This is a genomic window from Nocardiopsis oceani, assembly GCF_054777395.1.
Genome location: NZ_BAAHAR010000016.1, coordinates 34065 through 53297 on the forward strand (window position 1 = coordinate 34065; position 19233 = coordinate 53297).

13 protein-coding genes and 1 pseudogene are annotated in these 19233 nt (G+C 70.8%); 8 read left to right on the forward strand and 6 right to left on the reverse strand.

All coding sequences use genetic code 11. The features are described 5' to 3' along the window. Positions 1-4 precede the first annotated feature (4 nt). The 3 genes from ACYVDG_RS11225 to ACYVDG_RS11235 form a co-directional block, all read right to left on the reverse strand. Complete coding sequence (locus ACYVDG_RS11225; RefSeq protein WP_460749258.1) at positions 5-1408, reverse strand: nucleobase:cation symporter-2 family protein; 1404 nt, start codon at positions 1406-1408, stop codon at positions 5-7. Positions 1409-1564: 156 nt separating this feature from the next. Then, positions 1565-2206, reverse strand: coding sequence for a hypothetical protein (locus ACYVDG_RS11230; RefSeq protein WP_460749260.1), 642 nt, complete (start codon positions 2204-2206; stop codon positions 1565-1567). Further along, on the reverse strand, positions 2203-2832 hold the full coding sequence (locus ACYVDG_RS11235; protein WP_460749263.1) for a restriction endonuclease: 630 nt from the start codon (positions 2830-2832) through the stop codon (positions 2203-2205). Before ACYVDG_RS11235 ends, ACYVDG_RS11230 begins: the two co-directional genes overlap by 4 nt. Before the next feature lie 329 nt (positions 2833-3161). Between ACYVDG_RS11235 and ACYVDG_RS11240 the strand changes: the two genes are divergently transcribed. The 5 genes and pseudogenes from ACYVDG_RS11240 to ACYVDG_RS11260 all read left to right on the forward strand — a co-directional run bounded on the left by ACYVDG_RS11240 (position 3162) and on the right by ACYVDG_RS11260 (position 11795). Beyond that, complete coding sequence (locus tag ACYVDG_RS11240; protein WP_460749266.1) at positions 3162-4736, forward strand: TIGR02677 family protein; 1575 nt, start codon at positions 3162-3164, stop codon at positions 4734-4736. Further along, positions 4736-6133 (forward strand): annotated as a pseudogene (locus ACYVDG_RS11245) (DUF2398 family protein); the annotation flags it as partial. The gene ACYVDG_RS11240 and the pseudogene ACYVDG_RS11245, both read left to right, overlap by 1 nt. 98 nt (positions 6134-6231) lie before the next feature. Further along, positions 6232-10449: a TIGR02680 family protein gene (locus ACYVDG_RS11250; RefSeq protein ID WP_460749465.1), complete on the forward strand. Its 4218-nt coding sequence runs from the start codon at positions 6232-6234 to the stop codon at positions 10447-10449. 120 nt (positions 10450-10569) lie between these two features. Beyond that, the gene (locus ACYVDG_RS11255) at positions 10570-11538 is read left to right on the forward strand and encodes a bile acid:sodium symporter family protein (RefSeq protein WP_460749268.1); all 969 of its coding nucleotides are present in this window, start codon (positions 10570-10572) and stop codon (positions 11536-11538) included. 89 nt (positions 11539-11627) lie between these two features. Then, positions 11628-11795 (forward strand): hypothetical protein, encoded by a 168-nt coding sequence (locus tag ACYVDG_RS11260; RefSeq protein ID WP_460749270.1) that lies wholly within the window; start codon positions 11628-11630, stop codon positions 11793-11795. A 76-nt stretch (positions 11796-11871) separates the two neighbouring features. Here the strand turns inward: ACYVDG_RS11260 and ACYVDG_RS11265 are convergent, their stop codons facing one another. Continuing rightward, entirely contained in the window at positions 11872-12363 is a 492-nt protein-coding gene (locus ACYVDG_RS11265) for a very short patch repair endonuclease (protein ID WP_460749272.1), read from the reverse strand. 568 nt (positions 12364-12931) lie between these two features. On the opposite strand from ACYVDG_RS11265, the gene ACYVDG_RS11270 reads away from it, so the two are divergent. Further along, positions 12932-15070 (forward strand): heavy metal translocating P-type ATPase, encoded by a 2139-nt coding sequence (locus ACYVDG_RS11270; protein ID WP_460749274.1) that lies wholly within the window; start codon positions 12932-12934, stop codon positions 15068-15070. A 367-nt stretch (positions 15071-15437) separates the two neighbouring features. Here the strand turns inward: ACYVDG_RS11270 and ACYVDG_RS11275 are convergent, their stop codons facing one another. Beyond that, positions 15438-16025, reverse strand: coding sequence for a TetR/AcrR family transcriptional regulator (locus ACYVDG_RS11275; protein WP_460749276.1), 588 nt, complete (start codon positions 16023-16025; stop codon positions 15438-15440). Between the two features lie 94 nt (positions 16026-16119). Here ACYVDG_RS11275 and ACYVDG_RS11280 point away from each other — a divergent pair, with 94 nt between their 5' ends. Beyond that, complete coding sequence (locus ACYVDG_RS11280) at positions 16120-16968, forward strand: SDR family NAD(P)-dependent oxidoreductase (RefSeq protein WP_460749279.1); 849 nt, start codon at positions 16120-16122, stop codon at positions 16966-16968. 550 nt (positions 16969-17518) lie between these two features. On the opposite strand, the gene ACYVDG_RS11285 is transcribed toward ACYVDG_RS11280, so the two are convergent. Continuing rightward, on the reverse strand, positions 17519-18379 hold the full coding sequence (locus ACYVDG_RS11285) for an alpha/beta fold hydrolase (RefSeq protein WP_460749281.1): 861 nt from the start codon (positions 18377-18379) through the stop codon (positions 17519-17521). A gap of 118 nt (positions 18380-18497) precedes the next feature. On the opposite strand from ACYVDG_RS11285, the gene ACYVDG_RS11290 reads away from it, so the two are divergent. Continuing rightward, positions 18498-19016 carry a CGNR zinc finger domain-containing protein gene (locus ACYVDG_RS11290; protein WP_460749283.1) on the forward strand — a complete coding sequence of 173 codons (519 nt, stop codon included), beginning with the start codon at positions 18498-18500 and terminating at the stop codon, positions 19014-19016. Positions 19017-19233: the final 217 nt, after the last annotated feature.

Genomic DNA, 19233 nt, shown 5'->3' on the forward strand with positions numbered 1-19233 from the left:
GGGATCAGTGACCCGGAGGGCCCTCCTCGGCCGGATCCTGCGCCCGAGCGGCCCGCGCCCGGCCGTGCTGGCCCAGGATGTTGAAGAAGACGTTGAGGATCAGCGCCGAGGCCGCGGCAGTGACGATGCCCGAGTGCAGGATCATCGACGCCCAGTCCGGGAAGCCGTCGAAGAACTCGGGCGCGGCGATGGACAGGATGCCGAAACCGAGGGCGACCGCCACGATGAGCAGGTTGTGGTTGCCCTCGTAGTCGACCTTGGCCAGAGTCTGGATGCCGGCGGCCGCCACACTGCCGAACAGCACCAGGCCCGCGCCGCCCAGGACCGGTTCCGGGATCATCGCCACGACCCGGCCCAGGATCGGGAACAGGCCCATCGCCACCAGGAACGCGCCGCCGGTGGCCACCACGTAGCGGCTCTTGACCCGGTTGAGCGCGATCAGGCCCACGTTCTGGCTGAACGTGCTGCCGGGGAAGGAGTTGAGGAGCGGACCGATGATCGCCGTGGCCGCGTCGGCGCGCAGACCGTCGGCCAGGCGCCGCGCGTCCACCTTGGTGCCCACGATCTGGCCGACCGCCAAGATGTCGGCGACGCCCTCGGCGAGGATCACGATCATGACGATGCACATGGTCACGATCGCCGCGATCTGGAACTCGGGCGGGCCGAAGTAGAACGGCTGCCCCACGGAGAAGACCGGACCGTCGGTGACCGCCGAGACGTCGACCTGCCCGAAGGCCCCGGCGATCAGGGTGCCCAGCAGGAGGCCGAGCAGGATCGCCATCCGGTTCCAGACCCCGGGCAGGACCTTGGACAGGATGAGGATGATGAGCAGGGTGGAGGCCGCCATGGCCATCGCGCTGTTGGCGGGCACACCGGTCTCGCTGTCGCCGGTGATCCAGCCGACGGCGACCGGCAGCAGGGTGATGCCGATGACGGTGATGACCGTCCCGGTGACCACCGGGGGGAAGAACCGGATGAGGCTCGCGATGAACGGCACGACCAGGATGCCGAACACCCCGGCCGCGATGGAGGCGCCGAACACGGCGGGCAGGCCGCTGCTCTCGTCGATCGCGGTCATCGCGGTGACCGGGACGAAGGAGATCCCGATGACCAGGGGCAGGCGGGCGCCGAAGCGCCACACGCCCAGGGTTTGCAGGAGGGTCGCCAACCCGCTGACCAGCAGCGCGGCGCTGATGATCATGCCGGTTTCCACGGCGGTCAGGCCGACGGCGGCCGCGACGATGATCGGCGGTGTGATGACGCCCGCGTACATGGCGAGGATGTGCTGGACGCCGTAGGTGACCATCAGCTGGGTCGGTGGTCTCTCGTCCTCCGGGCGTGTGCCGCCGGTGGCGCGCGGGTCCTCGGGCACGGGTTCCTCGTTCCTGCCGGTGCTGCGGAACTTCATGGTGGGACCTCCCGGGTCGGTGGGGTGCATGCCGCCCCGCAGGCAACTACCGCCGCATGACTACGGGCGGTCGGGGGTGTTGCCACGTGGTCAAATCATCGGGTGACCGAAGGAATGGGCCGCAATCGGTGTGAACTTTTGCAGCAAAGTACCATTTCAGACCATTGGCGGCCGATGGAAGACGTCGGGCCGCTGGTTCCGCACGGCGCGGACCAGACCGTTGACCGCGAAGGTGCCCAGCGGTCCGCGACCCGTGATCCGGACACGGGCCGAGGGCGGTTCCACCGGCAGGGAGGCCCCGGCTTCGGCGTCCACCGCCCTGACCCACCGGGGCACCCCAACGGTGCCGGAGTACAGGTACAGGTCCAGCGCGGGGCGGTCGACCAGCGGGTGCGAATACCGGCCGCGCCGCTCAGAGAAGGTGACCGTGCACGTGTGGACGATCTGGGCCCGCCCCCACTCCACCCGCCAGGACCGGGCCGGACGCCACCACTTCGCGTCCATGGCCAGCGTCAGACCCTCGCGGTCGACCGTCACCTCGCGTTTGGGGGAGTGGTCGAGGTAGCGCGGCAGCAGCACCAGCGTCAGGGCGACCAGCACCAGCGTCACCGAACCGAACGCGATGGTGCGCGGGGTCGCTCCCTCTTGGAGGGTCACGGGCCCGAAGAAGCAGGCGGCGAAGGCCCACAACACCCACAGCAGCTTGAGCACGACGGCGTAGAAGTGCCAGCCCTCCGGATAGGGATTCGGTGGTATCCGGAACCGCCTGCTTCCGTAGTGTTCCTCCTGGCCGGTCACGTTCGCGGCCCTTCCTGACCTGCTCCGCCCCTGCCGCCGCCCGGGTGGCGGTCCCCGGCGCGCGGCAGCTCCGGGACCCTTTCTCCAGCCATCCACAGGCCCAGGTCGTGCCGGTCCACCAGGACCATCCCGTTACCGGCCTCGCGCACGGCCTCCCGGGTGAAACCGTTCGAGGCGACGAACACCCCCACGTGCCCCCGGTGCCCTCCGGCCAGCGCGCCGAGGAAGGCCCGCACCTCGTTGGGCGGGACCGGCCTGCGCCAGCGCTTGCACTGCACGGCCACGGGCCTGCCGTCCGGCGCCTGGGCCCGGATGTCCACCCCGCCGTCGGAAGCACCGCCCACCACCGTCACCCGCGTGTACCCGTGCACGCGCAGCAGCCGGGCCACGTGCTCCTCGAAGTCCCTGCCGGACATGGTGTCGATCCCGGCGATGCCGGTGCGCGAGACGATCCACCGTTCCCTCGCCAGACGCAGACGGGCCCGCAGCCACCAGGCCAGCGCGACCACCGCTACCACGGCCACCGCGCCCGCGCCCGCCCACACGAGCGGGCGTTCGGCGTTGTCGTACAGCCACACCAGGACCAGCAACAGCCCCACCAGGGCCAGCGGCAGGGCCTCCCGCACCCTCCGAGCCCACCGCCGTGCCCGGCTCCGGCCCCGGGTTCGCACCTGCCGACCCTGCCTGCGCCGAGCGCTCACGTTCCTCCTCGCGGTGGGGCGATTCCGCGCACATCCTTCCATAGGCGCCCTTCCCGGCCGCCCTACTCCTCCCCCATGAGTGACCGATCCGACCGCCGTCCGGCCCCGGACCGGGGGCGAACGGTCCCCGGGCACTGCCACAATGGCTCAGGCACCATCCCGCCGCGGACCGGGCACCGGTAACCGGCGGGTGTGCCCGCACGCGCGCGATACGCGGCTGAGGGGTCGACGGGCAGAGCACGGGGGTTGGAACGGTGGCCGAGCGCAGGGCGCTGGATCTGGACGCGCTCGCGGTCAGCGACCGCTTCCGGCTGTTCAATTTCACCCGGCGCGACGACCACGTCACCTACCTGTGGATCCTGCGCGCCGTGGACCGCCTCCGCGAGGTCCACCGGGTCCAGGTCGGCGCCGACGAGGTCGAGGCGACCCTGCGGGAGCTGGCCGCAGTGCACGCGGAGGCGCCGGTGGTCCCGGCCCAAGGCCTGCGCGGCCGCCTGGACGAACTCGCCGCCGACGGTGTGGTGCACCGTTTCGACGACGCCTCCCGCGCGGGCACCCTGGCCAGCTACCGCAACCGCCAGTCCGTCTACCAGTTCAGCGAACTCGGCTACCGCGCCTACCATGCGGTGGAGGGCGTCCTCGGCGCCCGCGTGGACGACGTCAACCTGTCCCGCCTGGTCTTCTCCGAAGTGCTGGAGGACCTGGGGGCCTTGGCCGAGGCCAACCGCACCGGCCGGGTCGAGGACGTCTACCGGCGCCTGTCCCGCCTCGACTCGGTCATGGAGGACATGGGTCGGCGCTCCGCCCAGTTCCACGTGACCCTCGGCGAGATCCTGCGCTCCACGGAAGCCTCACCGGAGGTCTTCCTACGCCACAAGAACGCCCTGCTCGTGCACATGTCCGACTTCATGGCGGAGCTCGACCGCTACCTTCCCCGACTGGACCGCGCGGTCCACGAGGTCGAGGCCACCGGCCTGACCACGCTGCTCGCCCGCGCCGTCGACGCCGACGAACGCCTGTTCATGGAACGGGCCGAACGCCTGGAGGACTGGTCGCGCCGCTGGTGGGCCCTGCGCGCCTGGTTCGCCTCCGAGGGCGGGGCACCCACCCGCGCCGCCGAACTCGGCCAGGCCACCAGGTCCGCCGTGTCCGGGGTGGTCGCGCTCCTGCGCCAGATCACTGAGGCCCAGCGCGGCGGCGTCAACCGCTCCTCCCAGCTCCGGCACCTGGCCGCCTGGGTATTCGACACCCCCGATGACGGCTCCGCGCACGCCCTCATGGGCGCGGCCTTCAACACCCGTTCGGCGCGCCACCTGGGTGTGGCCCACGAGGACGGCGACGAGTTCTCGGCCTCCGACTCCTGGCACGACGCGGCCGGCGTGGAAGTCTCCGTCACCCTGTTCCGCAACGACCGGGCGCCCACGACGGGCGTGCCCAAACCGGTCCGCCGGGACCGGGGAGCCCGCGGGGAGCTGCGCCGCCAGCAGAGCGAGAGCCGCGAGACCGAACGCGCCTCCGCCACACGCTTGGTCGACGAGGGCGCACACGGCCGTGTCCTCGACGACAGCGACACCAAGATCCTGCTGCGCCTGGTCACCAAGGCATTGGAATCGCGGTCCGTGGTCGCCGGACGCCTGAGCTCGGCCACCGGGGACGACGCCGGAACCCTCGTACGGCTCGTTCCCTCGGAACAGGGCAGCGTCGTCCGCACGCGGCGGGGCGACCTGCACCTGCCCGGCTTCCGCCTGGAAGTCTCCGCCCGCACCCGCGGAGCCCGCACTCAGGGCGCCCGCACCCGCGGCGCCCGCACGAACGGGAAGGCGAAATGATGGCCAAGTCCCGCCGTCCCCGCGTCGCGGACGTGGACCTGGGCACGTACCAGCAGGCCGTGCGCAAGGTCTTGACCTGCGACGTCATCACCGCCTCCCGCCCGCGCCCGGGCGTGCTCGAACAGGTCCTGTTCTGGGCCGACCAGATGGCCGAGGACCTGCGCGCCCTCTTCGGGTACCGGCTCATCGCCACCACCGACCACGTACGGCTGGTGCGCGAACTCGACCTGCTCGATCCCACCCAGCGCCAGAACTTCGCCCGCAAGGGCAAGCCCTTCGACCGGCGGCGCCTGGCCTACCTGTGCCTGGTCCTGGCCTCCTTCCAGCGCTCCCAGGTCGAGATCAGCCTCGGCGACCTCGTCCACCGCTTCACCCCCTCGGCCAACGAGATCGACGGCCTGGGCTACGACCCCACCGACTCCACCCACAAGGCCGCCCTGGTCGACGTGGCCCGCTGGCTCCTGGACCGGGGCGCCCTCCACCTGTCCGACGGCTCGGTGGAGGCGTGGGCGCGCGGCAGCGAACACGCCGACGCCCTCTTCGACATCGACCACGAGATCTGCGGGATCCTCTTCCGCCCCTCCCGCCCGGTCCAGCACCTGCACAGCGCCGCCGGGCTCCTCAACGACCCCCTCGGGCCGGACGCCGCCCCGGAACGCGCCGCCCAACGCGCCCGCCGCCTGCTCCTGGAGTACCCGGTGGTCTACTACACGGACGTCGAACCCGAAGTCGCGGCCGCCCTGCGCGCCAAGGGGCCGGTCACGGAGGTGGCGCGCCTGACCGGTCTGAAACCGGAGCGCCGTGCCGAGGGGGTCCTGCTGGCCGACCCCGCCGGAAACTTCACCGACCGCGCCTTCCCGGGCAGGGGAGGGGCGGTCACCCGCGCGGCCGGGCTACTGCTGGCGCAGGTCGCCACCTACTTCGAGGAGTCCTGGGCGGCCCTGACCCACCTGCCTGCCCCCGGCCCCCTGCACGAGTACACCGACCTGGTGCGGCGGGTGGACTCCGGGCTGCCCAGGGACGAGGTCGTGGCCGAACTGGCCTGGGAGCGGCCCGAGCACGCACCGCGGGCGGGGGAACCCGCGACCGCGCCGCTGGTGGAACGCGAGCGCCTGGAGGAGATGGTCGCCGACCTGTTCGAGGAGTTCGGTGCCGCCTCCTTCACCGTGGCCTGGCAGCGCGACCCCCACGGCCTGCTCGACGCCGCGCTGGACCTGCTGACCGACCTCTCCCTGGTCCGGCCGGTGCCCGGCGGGGTCCTGGTCACGCCCGCGGCCCTGCGCTACCGCAATATCCGGGGTGCGCTGCCCGAGCGGCCCGACACGGGCCTGCTGCCGTTCGGTCCCCTGGAGCCCGGCACCGGGCAGGACGCCGCCCCGCACGCCGATGCCGCGTCCGACCCCGAGACCGCGCACGAAGACGACACCGCGCACGAAGTCGGCACCGTGTCCGAACCCGACACCACGTCCGCCCCCGGAACCGAGGAAACCGCGCCATTACCCGCAGGAGCGACCGCTTCCAGCCCAACCGAGCCGGGATCGTCAACGTCTGGGACTACCTCGACGAGGAGTTCGCCTTCGCTGACGGCCGCCTCGTCCTGCGCGGCCACAACGGATCGGGCAAGACCAAGGCGCTGGAAGTCCTGTTCCCCTTCATCCTCGACGGCTACACCGACGCCCGCAGGCTCGACCCCTTCAGCGGCCAGAACCGCACCATGAAGTCGAACCTGCTCTACCGGGGACAAGAGTCCGAGTACGGCTACGTGTGGATGGAGTTCGCCCGCGCCGCCGAAGAGGACGCCGACGGCCCCGAACCCGAAACCGTCACCCTCATCATCGGCCTGCGCGCCCACCGCCACCGCGACGGCGTCACCCCCTCCTTCTTCGTCACCGACCAGCGCCTGGGCGTGGACTTCGGGCTGCTGTCCACCGACGACCGCCCGCTCACCGAACGCCAGCTCAAGGACGCCCTCGGCGAGGGCGCCCACCACGGCAGTGCCGCCGACTACCGCAAGGCCGTGGACGCGCGCCTGTTCGGGCTGGGCGACCGCTACATCCAGCTCCTCGACCTCCTGCTCGCCCTGCGCCGCCCCCTGCTGGCCAAGGACCTGGACCCGGAGAAGGTCTCCCACACCCTCACCGGCGGCCTGAGCCCGCTCGACGACACCCTCATCGACCAGGCGGCGCGCGACTTCGCCAACCTCGCCGCGGTCCAGAGCCGCTTCGCCGCCGCCACCGCCTCCCACGAGGCCGCCCGCGAATTCAGCGCCGTCTACTCCGACTACCTGGCCGCCAACGCCCGCCACCGCCTCTCCCGGGTGGCGGCCGCCACCGAGCAGGCGGGCACCCACGCACACACCGTCACCGAAGCAGCGGAGCGGCTGAAACAGGCCACCGCCGACCGCGACAAGGCCCGGGCCCGCGCAGAGGAACTGGACAAGCACGCCGCGGAACTGGCCGCCGAACGCGACACCCTCCGCCAGCACGAGACCCTCCGCGACCAGCAGGCCCTCCAAGTCAGAAGGGCGGGCAACGAGGAACGCGCCCGGCGCGTCGCCAGCCAGGAGGAGCGGGTCCGCAGCCAGGAAGCGGAAATCACCCGCCTCAACGGCGAGGCCGCCCGCGTCGCCGACCGGGTCGACCGCGAACTCACCCGCGCCGAAGGACTGCGCGCCGACCTCACCGGGGCCGCCGAACGCTCCGGCATCGTCCACGACGCCGAAGGGGAAACGGACACCGGCGACGACCTGCCCGATACCGCCAAAGCCAGGTCCAGCGCCCGACTCGACGACGTCCGTGCCGTCCGCGAACACCTCCGCGACCAGGAACGCGCCGAGGAGGTGCGCGGCCGGGCCGAAAGCGCCGCCTCCCGGGCCGACGAGACCCTCGGGGAACACGAAAACGCCTGCGCCACCGTGGAGGAGGACCTCGCCGCACGGCGCAGGACCGCCACCGAAGCCCTGGACGCGTGGTCCCGACGCTGGGACACCGTCGGCCCCGAAGGCCCGCGGGACCTGCACCGGGCCCTGGACACCTACGGAGAACCCGGCACACCAGCACTCGTCCAGGTCTTCGACGAACTCGTGCACGAGCGCCGCCTGGACACGGCCACCCGCGTCCACGGACTCGAAACGCAACGGGACGGCCTGGCCCAGGAGCTGTCCGAAGCCAGGAGCGAACGGGACCACGTCGCCGCCGAACGCGACGACGCCCCGCCCGCCGACCCCCTGCGCCCCGCACCCCGAGAGGGCAACCCCGGCGCGCCCCTGTGGCAGCTCGTGCGCTTCCGCGACGACCTACCGGACGAGCACGGGGCCGCCATCGAGGGCGCCCTGCACGCCGCCGGACTGCTCACCGCCTGGATCCACCCCGACCCGGAACTCACCCGGCGCGCCCTGGACAGCGGCGACGCCGACGCCTACCTCCTGCCCGCCGGCACCCCTCCCTCCGGGCCGACCCTGGCCGACGTGCTGACCCCCGAGACCCAGGACCGCGTACCCGCCGAGGCCATCGACGCCTTCCTTGCCGCCGTCCCCCTCACCACCGGGGAAGACGGCCCCGCCCCCTGGGGCGTGGACACCCGGGCCCGCTTCCGGCTGGGCCCGCTCGTCGGCGCCCACCCCAAACCCGTCGCCGAGTTCATCGGCGCCACCAACCGCGCCCAGCGCCGACGCGAACGCCTGGCCGCCTGCGACGCCCGCATCGGCGAACTCGCCCACCGCTGCACCGAACTCGACGAGCGGCTCTCCCTCGCCCGCGAACAACTCGGCGACTTCGACCGCGCCCGCGCCGACCTGCCCGAAGCCACCGACGTGGCCAAGGCCGTGCGCGCGCTGGAACACCACTCCACCCTCCTGGCCTCGGCCCGCGCAGCCCGCGCCGAAACCCGCCGCGAACTCGACGCCGCCGTCGCCCAGGTCGACGCCGAACGCCGCCGGGTCCGCGCCGCGGCGGCCGAACGCGCCATGCCCGCCGGCGCCGAGGACGTCGACGCCGTCGCCCAGGCCGTCGAAGCCTTCCAACAGGCCGCCAACGACCTGCACTCCGTCCGCGCCGACATCGCCGAATACCGCCGCGACCTCGACGAACGCCGGGACACCGTCACCCGGCTGAGCGAAGCGCTCGAGAGCGACCGCGCCGAACTCGACGACGCCCTCGCACACCACGAACGCGAAGCCACCGAACTGGCCACCCTCGAGGCCGCCATCGACGCCCCGGCCCGCGACCTCCTCGACCGCCTGGAGCGGACCGAGGCCGAACTCCGCCAGGCCAGGGAACAGCACCGCGACGCCGAGAAGGAGGCCTCCGACGCCCACGACATGGCCGTGCGCTCCGAAACCCGGCGCGACAGCGGCGGCGAGTCGCTCACCGGCGCCCTGGGCACCCTCTTCGAGCACGCCGCCGCCTTCTCCGCGCTCACCCGGCCCGCCGTGCGCGCGGTCCTGGACGTCGACACCACCGGCACCTGGCCCTCCCCGGAACAGTGGACCGAGCCCGAAGAGGCCGCCCGGCGCCTGGTGACAGGCGAGGCGGACACCGTCCAGGACACCCTCCCCGACAACGCGGCCGCGCTCATGGAAGCCCTGGCCGCCGCGGTCGGCACCGGCAAGGTCAGCGACAGCGAGCTCAAGACCGCCGGAACCCGCATGTCCCAAGCTCTGAGCACCTTCCAGGAGGCGCTCGGCGGCGACGCGGAAGGCTACCGGGTCGACCACGAGATCGGCGCCAGCGGACTGGTCACCGTCCACGTCAACGACGAGAACGGGCGCACCCCCGTCTCCGCCTTCACCCGGGCCGTTGCCGCACGCGTGGCGGAGCAGGGCGCACTCCTGCGCGAAGAGGAGCAGGGGGTCCTCGAAGACGAACTGCTCGGCGGTATCGCCCAGCAGATCCACGAACGCGTCCGCACCGCCAAACAGCTGGTGCGCGCCATGGACCGCGACACCCGCGCCCGGCCCATGTCCTCCGGCACGAAGGTGGGCATCCGCTGGTCGCGCTTCGACGGGCTCACCGACCACCAGCGCAAGGCGACCGAGCTGGTGCGCCGCGACGGCGCCGGGCTCGGGCCCCGCGGCCTGGGCGAGCTGCGCGGTGTGCTGCGGAGCATGATCCGCGACTACCACGCCGCCCACCCCCGGGCCGGCCACAAGCAGGTGCTGTCCGCCGTGCTCGACTACCGCACCTGGTACCGGTTCGAGCTGCGCCTGGCCGTGCCCGGCAAGGACGAGGTCACCCTCACCAAGAACAAGCACGAGCAGATGTCGGGCGGCGAGAAGTCCGCCGCCATCCACCTGCCGCTGTTCGCCGCGGCCAACGCCCTGTACTCCTCGGCCGCGCCCACCTGCCCCCGCGTGGTCGCCCTCGACGAGGCCTTCGCGGGTATCGACGACCGGTACAAGCCCGAACTCATGGGCCTGACCGTCACCTTCGACCTGGACATGTTCATGACCGGCCACGACCTGTGGGTGCACTACGACAGCGTTCCCATGGCCGCGCACTACGACATGCACCACGACAAGGCCAGCAACACCGTCTCGGCCCTGCTCATGCTCTGGGACGGCGAGCAGACCCTGGACGCCGACGCCGGGTTCGCCGGAAACGAGGAGCTGGCCGCGGAACTGCTCGGCCTCGCCCCGACCCGCTACGTGCCCCAGTCCACCGCCGGGACCCTGCTCGCGGAGACGGAAACGGAGACGGAAACCGGCGGCACCTGAGGTCGGCGGCCTGCCGCCCGCACCCGCCCCCGACCAGGACAGGTCGCCGTCCAAGGAGTAGTGTGCCGGTAGCCCGGCCACAGCATCCTCCACCGGGCACGACGCGGGAAGAAGTACACGATGAAGGTCATCAAGCAGATCGCCGACTTCGTCGGCAAGTGGTTCGCGGTCCTGGTCCTCGTGGGGGCGGCGGTGGGCATGGCCGCACCGGACCAGACCTCCCTCATCGCGCCGCACGTGTCCCTGCTGCTGGGGATCATCATGTTCGGCATGGGGCTGACCCTGCGCCCGGTGGACTTCGCGATCGTGGCCAAACACCCCAAGGCGGTCCTGTTGGGCGTGGCCGCCCAGTACACGGTCATGCCGCTGCTCGGCTGGGGCGTCGCCCACGCGCTCAACCTGCCTCCCCTGCTGGTGGTGGGCATGATCCTGGTGGGTGCGGCCCCCGGCGGTACCGCCTCCAACGTGATCGTCTACCTGGCCCGCGGCAACGTGGCGCTCTCGGTCGCGATGACCTCCATCTCCACGATGCTGGCGCCCTTCGTCACGCCCCTGCTGGTACTGGGCCTGGCCGGTTCGACGCTGCCGGTCTCCGCGGGAGAACTCTTCCTGTCGATCATCCAGGTCGTGCTGCTCCCGGTCATCGCCGGGCTGCTGCTGCGCACCTTCGCCGACCGCTTCGTGGAACCGGTCCTGCCGCTGATGCCGCTGGTCTCGGTCACCGGCATCGTGCTGGTCGTGGCCGGCGTGGTGGGCGCCAACGCCGACGCGGTGCTGACCACCGGCCTGCTGCTGGCCCTGGCCGTCATCCTGCACAACACCCTGGGCCTGGCCCTCGGCTACCTCGTGGGGTTCATCGGCAGGCTGCCGGACACGGGCAAGCGCGCTGTGAGCGTCGAGGTCGGCATGCAGAACTCGGGGCTGGCCGCGAGCCTGGCCACCACCCACTTCGAACCGCTCGCCGCCCTGCCCGGCGCGCTGTTCTCGGTCTGGCACAACCTGTCCGGTGCCGCCGTCGCCACCTACTGGGCGCGCAAGGCCCCGAGGGACGCCGAACCCGAGCCGGAGACCGCCGACCGGGACTCCTGAGAAACGGACCGCCGCGGGTTGCCCCGAGTGGTGCCCCCGTGGCAAGCTCAGCCCACCGACAGCCCACCGGCATGACAAGGACGCAACACGTGGCCGCCCGAAAGAAGAAGAACCGTAATCCGGGACGCGGCAGGAACGAGATCCACCGGGGCCCGACCCGCGACCCCGGGCCCACGGGGAACGTGGGCTGTTACTTCATCTTCTTCGCGATGCTGGCCATCGGCCTGGTCGTACTGCTCCTGGAGCTCTTCACCTAGATCGCTGACGGGAACGCAGGTACCGGCCGACCGCCCCGACGCCGGCCAAAGGCTGCCCGCGGAGGTGCCGGAAGGGCTACTGGCGGGTGCGGGCCCGCGCCAGCTCAGCCTTTCGGGCGGAGACGGCATCGACTACTACCTCGGCGCACTCGCCCGGGTCTTGGTGCTCCCAGAAGCGCAACACCAGCCAACCGGCCTCCACGAGGCGCGTGTCGGTGTCGCGGTCGCGGCGGGTGTTGCCCGCGATCTTGTCGTCCCAGTAGCCCGGGTTGGTCTTGGGCGGTACGAAGTGGTCGGGGCAGCCGTGCCAGAAGCACCCGTCCACGAATACCGCCACACGGGCCGGGCGGAAGAGCAGGTCGGCGGTGCGCCGCATCTTCGGTAGGGGTTTGGCCGCGACCCTGTAGCGCAGCCCGGCGGCGTGTACCAGGCGGCGCAGCGCGAACTCCGGCTTGGTATCCCGGCTGCGGTTACCGCGCATGCTGCGCCGGTTGGCGGCCGACGAGGCCCACGATCCCTCCGGTGCCTCCCACGCACGCGGCCCAGCGCCCCTGTCCCGCCAGGTCATGCCTCAGGCCTGAGCTGACCGGTCCCGCGCCGACCAGCCGGGGGATGGGCACGGTGGCAGGCGGGAGGCTGGGCGGGCCTCTCTTCTTCAGCGGCCTTCGCGGGCAACGGGCCCTCCTTGGAACAGGGACTTCCGCGGGCAACCGGCGCTGACCGGTTCGGCGGCCGCGGTGTTTGTCCGCGGCCGCGAAGCACCGGTTCCAGAACTGTGCGCTCCGCACTCCCGGGTGCTTCAGGAACGCCGTCGGAACCGGCGGGCTGTTCGACACCGGGGCCGTGGAGGCAGACTCCCATGAACCGGCGCCCGTCTGCCAGCCGTTTCCCGATTGCCTTACCGGCTGTGTCCGCGGTCACCGCCCGCCGCCGCGCGGCTGAACCATGTCGCCTCCACTGGCCAGGGCCAGCCAACAGAAGAAGCCGGTGCCAGTTGATAAAAATACCCCGGGGGGGTATAAAGCCAAGTAGTCCGTGCATGAGCGGAGGAAGTCCGGTCCCGGCCGGAGCAGGGATTCCGGGCGGCGAAGCACAGCAAGCACTCAGACGGGAATGACCAGGGGAAAGAAACCGGCATGAGCTACGAACACGGTGCGCACACCAAGCACGGCCACCACAGCGGGGGAGGGCAGGACGGCCATACCGGGCACGAGCACCACGGCGGACACGCCGGGCACGGCAGCAACTCCGGCCACGGCGGCCATACCGACCACTCAGGCCATGCGGGCCACGGAGATCACGTAGGCCAGTTCCGGAGGCTGTTCTGGATCATGCTGGTCCTGGCAGTCCCCGTGGTCGGGTTCAACGAGATGTTCGCCCACTTGATCGGCTACCACCTGCCCGACACCGCATGGGTCTGGTGGGTCTCGCCCCTGCTGGGGACGGTCGTCTACATCTGGGGCGGTTGGCCGTTCCTCACCGGTGCGCTCTCGGAGATCCGTTCCCGTCAGCCCGGAATGATGCTGCTGATCGGCCTGGCGATCACGGTCGCCTTCATCGCCTCGTGGGGCGCGAGCCTGCACATCTTGGACCACGAGCTGAACTTCTGGTGGGAGCTGGCGCTCCTGGTGGTCATCATGCTGCTGGGCCACTGGATCGAGATGCGCTCCCTGGCCCAGACCACCTCGGCACTGGATTCCCTTGCCGCCCTGCTTCCGGACGAGGCAGAGAAGGTCCAAGGCGACGAAGTCGTCAAGGTGGCCCCGGGCGACCTGGCCGTGGGTGACACGGTGATCGTCCGGCCTGGTTCCTCCGTGCCCGCGGACGGCAAAATCGTCGACGGCTCGGCTGCCATGGATGAATCCATGGTCACCGGAGAATCCAAGCCGGTCCGGCGGGAAAGCGGCGCACACGTCGTCGCCGGCACCGTCGCGACAGACTCCGGCCTGCGGGTCGAGGTCACCGCCACCGGTGCGGACACCGCCCTGGCCGGTATCCAGAAGCTGGTCTCCGACGCGCAGGCGTCGTCCTCCAGGGCGCAGCGGATCGCCGACACCGCCGCGGCATGGCTGTTCTGGTTCGCCTTGGGAGCGGCTCTGATCACCGCCACCACCTGGGCACTCCTCGGCCTTCCCGACGCAGCGGTGGTGCGCACCATCACAGTGCTGGTCATTGCCTGCCCCCACGCGCTCGGCCTGGCGATCCCGCTGGTGGTCTCGATCGCCACCGAACGCGCCGCCCGCGGCGGCGTGCTCGTCAAGGACCGCCTCGCCCTCGAATCCATGCGCACCGTCGACGCGGTGCTCTTCGACAAGACCGGCACCCTGACCAAGGGCGAGCCCACCGTCACCGGCGTCGAGCCCGTCGGGGAACGTGACCAGGACCGGGTGCTGGCGTTGGCCGCTGCGGCCGAGTCCGACAGCGAGCACCCGCTGGCCCGAGCGATCGTCGGCGCCGCCGCCACCCGGCAACTCGCCGTGCCGAGGGCAACCGACTTCTCCTCCTCCCCGGCAGTCGGGGTCAAGGCCACCGTCGACGGCGCGGTGGTCGAGGTCGGAGGACCGTACCTGCTGGACCAGCGGGGCCAGGACGCGCTTCCGGTGGCTGGCCAGTGGGGTGCGCAAGGCGCGATCATCCTGCATGTGCTCGCCGACGGTGCGGTCATCGGCGCCCTCCGGCTCGCGGATGGGATCCGGCCTGAGTCCCGGGACGCCGTCCAAGCACTGCACGCGACCGGTGTGCAGGTGGTAATGATCACCGGCGATGCCCAGGCCGTGGCCGGGACCGTGGCCGAGGACCTGGGGATCGACCGGGTCTTCGCCGGGGTCCGCCCCGAGGGCAAGTCCGCCAAGGTCGCCGAGCTGCAGCACGAGGGCCTCAAGGTCGCCATGGTCGGTGACGGCGTCAACGACGCACCGGCCCTGGCCCAGGCCGATGTCGGTATCGCCATCGGCGCCGGCACCGACGTCGCTATCGGTTCGGCGGGGGTGATCCTCGCCAGCTCGAACCCGCGCTCGGTGCTCTCGGTCTTCGAGCTCTCACGGGCCAGCTACCGGAAGATGAAGCAGAACCTGTGGTGGGCCGCCGGCTACAACCTCGCCGCCGTCCCCCTGGCCGCTGGCGTCCTCGCGCCCGTCGGATTCGTGCTGCCCATGAGCATCGGAGCGATCCTCATGTCGGCATCCACCGTGGTGGTCGCGCTCAACGCCCAGCTGTTGCGCCGGCTCGACCTCACGCCCGCGGCCAGCACCGGCAGAATCCTCGACCGCGCTTGACGCAGCCGGGGATCTACGCATGCGGCAGGCGGCGGCGGTGGAGTGGGCCGTCCAACCCGCATGGTTGCGCCCCGCGGGAGGTGAGCGGGCCACCGGTCAGGTCACTGCTGAGCTTGTGGTTATCGGCGACGAGACGTTCCGTTCGCTGGGGCCTGCGCGCATCATCGAGCTGATGTCCGACACCATCCGCGTCCTGTGCGATGTCGGCGGATTGAGGCTTAGCCGGGGGAGACCAGGACGTTGCGGACCAGTTCATGGGTACGCGACGGAAAGGGGCGCGTGCCCTCGAGGGCATCGCTCGAGCGGGCAGGTGCCAGCGGCTCCGCCCCGGGCTTTTATCGGAGGGCGTCGGCAGCCGTTCCGTCCGCTATGCGAGTGGGTGTACCGCGTTCATCGAGGCGTCCAGCAGTGTGCTCAGTGCCCTCTCTTCTCCTGGAGCCAGCCACTGCCCCTGGGCCACGTGGAGGCAGGTGATCGCGGCGGCGGTCAGGGCGTGTGCGTTCAGGGACGGATCCTCCGTGTTGGCGGACGCGAGGCGGGGGGTGAGGGCTGAGACGATGTCGGACTGCCAGGCCGCGTCTTTCCCCTGCTGCAAGGCGGGGCGTTCGAGCATGAGCCGGCCGAGGGCCTCGGCGGTGGGGTCTGTGCTCGCCTGTTCGATCAGGGGGTCGAACGCCCTGCGCAGGGCGGCCCAGGGGGATTCGTCCGTGGGCCTGTGGGTGAGCGTCTCGGCGATCGTTTCGCCGAACGAGGTGAGCGCTCCGGCCAATGCTTCGTCCTTGCTGGTGAAGTAGCGGAAGAAGCTGCGACGGGAGATCCCCGCAGCGTGCGCGATGTCCTCGACCGTAGTCGCTTCGAACCCCTGGCTCAGGAACCGGTCCATCGCCGCAGCGATGATCTCCGCCCGCACGGCGCGGCGTGTCCTCTCCCGCAGCGGGACCTCTGTCTTCTCCATGCCGACATGCTACCCCCGCGAGCCACGTGTGGCACCATAGTGACAATATATGCACTAGTGTGACAGTGCATTGATCCAGAGGAGTGGTGATGGCATGACTGAGCGGACGATGGTGATCACGGGCGGGTCGGACGGCATCGGCGCTGAGGCGGCGCGCCAAGTCGCGCGCGCGGACCCCCGTGACAGGCTCATCCTGGTGGGGCGGTCCCCTCAGAAGACAGCGCGGCTAGCACGCGAAGTGGGCGCCGAGCACTTCGTCGCGGACTTTGCGCGCCTGGACGATGTGCGACGGTTGGCCGCTGACATCGAGGCGGCCGTGGATCGCGTCGATGTGCTGGCCAACAACGCTGGCGGCGTTTTCGGAGACCGGACCGTGACCGTGGACGGTAACGAGAGAACGCTGCAGGTGAATCTCCTCGCACCCTTCCTGCTGACGCACCTGCTCCTGGGCCGCCTGCAGGCCGGGGATGGAGCCGTGGTCAACACAGCGAGCGCCTCAGCCAAGATCGTTGGGAAAGTCGACCCCGACGACCTCAATCATGAGCACAGCTACTCGCCGATGCGCGCCTACGGTGATGCCAAGCTCGGGAACATCCTCTTTGCCCGAGGCCTGCACGCCCACTACCGCTCCAAGGGCATCAACGCCGTCGCCTTTGATCCTGGCAACGTCCGTACCGGATTCGGTGCGGAGAACAACGCCCTGATCACCCGGCTGCTCTACCGAACCCCGCTCGCGCGACTGGCGCTCATCTCACCGGAGAAAGGCGGAGCGAACCTTGCGTTCTTCCTCACCGGCACACCCGGAGTCGACTGGGAGCCGGGGCGCTTCTATGCCCAGCAGGAGCCCGCGAAGCCGCGACAGACCAACAAGCAGGTCAGCGACGACGGCCTTGTCCGCGCATTCTGGCAGCGAGTCGCCCAGCTTTCCGGAGTGGAGACCTAAGTCGCCTCAAGGAGGTGGCGCGGACAAGGCTGGATCAACTCGATCTCAGAACGGTTCCGCAGCTGTGGAAGCCGTGCGACGGGTGTTCGACCGGTCTCGGCTTCGGTATGCGTGTTCAGGGTCGCCACGAGCAGGTGGGTGTGGACCGGGACTCTCCGGGCGCGCTGCGCGCCGTCCCCCACGGCCCGGACGAGCCTTGGCAGTTCGCCGAAGGCTCGCCGGAGCATGGTTGCACGGAGTACATGTCGCGGCCGACGGCGCAGTCTGATCGGTCGCGTTCTCTGGTCCCTTCGTTGATTCAGCCGTGCTGGTCGGCGTGACCGCGGCGGGTGGGACGTGGGGCCGATGGGCAGCGGTCGGTAAGTGCGACCAGGCGGGTTCCGCCTTGCCCCCGCGGGTCCCTCTTGGGGCCGGTCAGTGTGGGCGCCGACGGCAATGGCGGGCGAGTCGGCGCCCACATCCGGAAGTGTCCCTAGCCAGAGGTGCGCACGGCCGGGGCGACCGGTCGGCGCCGGCTCCGCCGGAACCACTCCAAGCGCGACGGCTCAGGTCACACGGCGGATCGCCACTCCCGAATGAACCGCACTACCTCATCCAGGTGGGATTCCAGCAGGAAATGGCCGCCGTCGAGGAGTTCGATACGCGCGTGGGGGACGTCGCGGCGGAACGCTGTGGCGCCGTCGGCACCGAAGATCTCATCGTTGCGGCCCCACACGGCCAGCACGGGGACGCCGGAGGTCCGCAACCAGTCATGGACCTGCGGGTACAGGCGGCGGATGTTGGAGTAGTCGGCCAGCAGCGCGAGCTGGGCGCGGTCGACACCGGGGCGGGCCATCAGGGCGATGTCGTGCTCCCACGCATCAGGGGAGACGGTGGTGGCGTCCGGTACGCCGTGGGTGTACTGCCATTCGATCGCTTCGCGTTCGAGCGCGGGCAGGAGGGCTTTCGCGTGGGCGTCGGAGGGGTCGGTGCCGTAGGCCCAGACCGGTTCCCAGAACGCGGGGACGAACCCTTCTTCGTAGGCGTTGCCGTTCTGCGAGACCACGCCCTCGACCGCTGTCGGGTCGGCCAGCGCGAGATTCCAGGCGATCGGTGCGCCGTAGTCCTGGACGTACACCGTGTACCCCGTGACTCCCAGCGCCTCGAGGAGGGCCGCGGTGACGTCGGCGAGAGCGCGGAAGGAGTATGCGAAGTCGTCGGCGGAGGGCGCCGATGAGCGCCCGAAGCCGATGTGGTCGGGGGCGATGACACGGTACTCGTCGGCGAGGGCCGGGATGAGGTGTCGGAACATGTGGGAGCTCGTGGGGAAGCCGTGCAGCAGCAGGATCACCGGTGCCTCCCGCGGCCCGGCTTCCCGGTAGAACACCTCCCACCCGTCGATGGATGCGGTGCGGTGGTGGACAACGGCCATGACTAACCTCTTAAATAAGTGTAACTGGTTAGTCGGACGGTAGCATGGGGGTCCGAGACGGGCAACGGAGACAAGCGGACCAGAGGGCCGAGTGGCCACAACGGTGCGGAGGATGACAGTGGTCGAGGACGAAGACCTGCTCATGGCGGTCCTGAACAGTGCGCCGGTTATCGAGGGCACACCCACCGACCAGCTGGCTGGCTCAACAGGCAGAGAACTCGCCGGCGAACACCCCCGGGAACTCCTCAGGCGGTTCGGCGGCCTCGGCACGGATACCGAACGCCTGCACCTGAAACGGACGCGCGCTGCACTGCAGGCCATGGTCCGAGGGGATGCCGACGCCGTCGAGCCGCTTGCCGCGGCCACCGACAACGCCGTGCTGGTGCCGGAAGTCACCTGCGGCGGGCTTCACTGGCACCTCGACGCCCCGGCCGACGAACGGCTGTCGGCGAGAACGGTCCTCGCGTGGTCGCGGGTCATGAGGGAGCTGCCCGGGCGCCTTCGCCCGTGCGCCAATACCGAGTGCAACCTCTTCCTCCTCGACCACAGCCGGCCGGGGAAGGCGAAGTGGTGCTCCATGGCCGCCTGCGGCAACAGGATGAAAGCGCGCGCCTTCGCCCAGCGTGCCCGCCGCTGAACAGGAACAGGAAGCAGGCCCCTACGGGGGTACAACCCTCAATGCCGTTGGCAAGCTCTCACGCTTCGGCGATGCCCGGCCTGTACCGGCTCGGGCAGAGAAGGGGGCGACAGCCAGCCCGGAGTGTCTTGCGGCGGTTTCCCTGACACCGTCGCGCCGCTTCCGAATCGTCCAGGTAGTACCCGACTCCTCCGTGAAAGCCCACGTCAGCGCGGTA

Bases quoted from the DNA above. Each gene is read 5' to 3' on its own strand.
- ACYVDG_RS11225 (WP_460749258.1), bottom strand. From the start codon at position 1,408: ATGAAGTTCCGCAGCACCGGCAGGAACGAGGAACCCGTGCCCGAGGAC.
- ACYVDG_RS11255 (WP_460749268.1), top strand. From the start codon at position 10,570: ATGAAGGTCATCAAGCAGATCGCCGACTTCGTCGGCAAGTGGTTCGCG.
- ACYVDG_RS11265 (WP_460749272.1), bottom strand. From the start codon at position 12,363: ATGACCTGGCGGGACAGGGGCGCTGGGCCGCGTGCGTGGGAGGCACCG.
- ACYVDG_RS11270 (WP_460749274.1), top strand. From the start codon at position 12,932: ATGAGCTACGAACACGGTGCGCACACCAAGCACGGCCACCACAGCGGG.
- ACYVDG_RS11275 (WP_460749276.1), bottom strand. From the start codon at position 16,025: ATGGAGAAGACAGAGGTCCCGCTGCGGGAGAGGACACGCCGCGCCGTG.
- ACYVDG_RS11280 (WP_460749279.1), top strand. From the start codon at position 16,120: ATGACTGAGCGGACGATGGTGATCACGGGCGGGTCGGACGGCATCGGC.
- ACYVDG_RS11285 (WP_460749281.1), bottom strand. From the start codon at position 18,379: ATGGCCGTTGTCCACCACCGCACCGCATCCATCGACGGGTGGGAGGTG.